Consider the following 1483-nt stretch of genomic DNA (forward strand, 5'->3'; position numbering starts at 1 on the left):
CGATCGCCCCGCTGCTGCAGGCCGGCAGCCGGGTGATCGCGATGCGCGACACCCCGCGCTTTGAGTTCAACGTGCCCGAATGCGTGGACCGCTACCCGAACCACCCCGAACGCTGCTCCGCCCCGGTGACCGAACGGATGGCCGCGGTGAACCCGGTGGACACTTTCCTGGCCGAACACGACTACGGGGACCGGGTGGTGTCCCTGGACATGACCCGGCTGATCTGCCGGACGGGCTGTGCCAGCCGGTGATCGGCAACGTGGTCACCTACCTGGACGATTCACACCTGTCCAAGACGTTTGTGCAAAGCGCCGATGAGATCTTCGCGCGCCGCTTCATCAAGGCCACCGGCTGGGAAGGACCGGGCCGTTAACCAGCCGCCCCCGGCGCGTTACTTTGACCACATGGCGCCAAACGGGAATCGCGACGGGGCAATTATGGTTCTACCATGTAATCAATCGCCGTCTCGTCCGAAAGGTTCCTACGTGTCTGAGTTCAACCCCTTTGCCCTTGAAGGACTCACCTACGATGATGTGCTGCTGCTGCCCGGCCCCACGGACGTGATTCCCTCCGACGCGGACACCACCACCCGGCTGACCAAGCGCATCAACATCAAGACCCCGATCATCTCGGCGGCGATGGACACCGTCACCGAGGCCCCGATGGCGATCGCCCTGGCCCGCCAGGGCGGCATCGGCGTGATCCACCGCAACCTGTCCATCGAGGACCAGGCCAAGCAGGTGGACCAGGTCAAGCGCAGCGAATCCGGGATGATCAGCGACCCGGTGACCGTGCACCCGGGCGCCACCTTGGACGAGTGGGATGACCTGTGCGCCCGCTACCGCGTTTCCGGCCTGCCGGTGGTTGACGAGAACCGCAAGCTGCTGGGCATCATCACCAACCGCGACACCCGCTTTGTGCCGCGCGAAAACTTCATGACCACCAAGGTCTACGAGGTGATGACCGGCATGCCGCTGATCACCGCGAAGGTCGGGGTCTCCCGCGAGGAAGTCATCCAGCTGCTGTCCAAGAACCGCATCGAGAAGCTGCCGCTGGTCGATGACGAGGACCGCCTGACCGGGCTGATCACCGTGAAGGACTTCGACAAGGCCGAGCAGTACCCGCTGGCCACCAAGGACGATGAGGGCCGCCTGCGCGTGGGCGCCGCCGTTGGTTTCTTCGGTGAAGGCTACGAGCGGGCCATGACCCTGATCGACGCCGGGGTGGACACCCTGGTGGTGGACACAGCCAACGGGCACAGCCAGGGCGTGCTGGATATGATCTCCCGCCTGAAGAAGGACCCGGCCGCCGCCCACGTGGACATCATCGGCGGGCAGGCCGCCACCCGCGAAGGCGCCCAGGCGTTGATTGATGCCGGCGCGGACGCCATCAAGGTCGGCGTGGGCCCGGGCTCCATCTGCACCACCCGCGTGGTGGCCGGTGTGGGCGTGCCGCAGGTGACCGCCATCTACGAGTCGGCCAA

General features: G+C 65.8%; 2 protein-coding genes and 1 pseudogene. All 3 read left to right on the top strand.

The features are described from left to right. A pseudogene (locus JCM19049_RS13985) lies at positions 1-251 on the top strand (hypothetical protein); the annotation flags it as partial. Next, a complete protein-coding gene (locus tag JCM19049_RS21090; protein WP_279403254.1) occupies positions 248-373 on the top strand; it encodes a hypothetical protein in 126 nt (41 codons plus the stop codon). The pseudogene JCM19049_RS13985 and the gene JCM19049_RS21090, both read left to right, overlap by 4 nt. Before the next feature lie 64 nt (positions 374-437). Next, on the top strand, positions 438-1483 hold a 1046-nt coding region (locus tag JCM19049_RS13990; RefSeq protein ID WP_054821885.1), incomplete at its 3' end, for an IMP dehydrogenase.

It is taken from the genome of Arthrobacter sp. JCM 19049, from assembly GCF_001310435.1.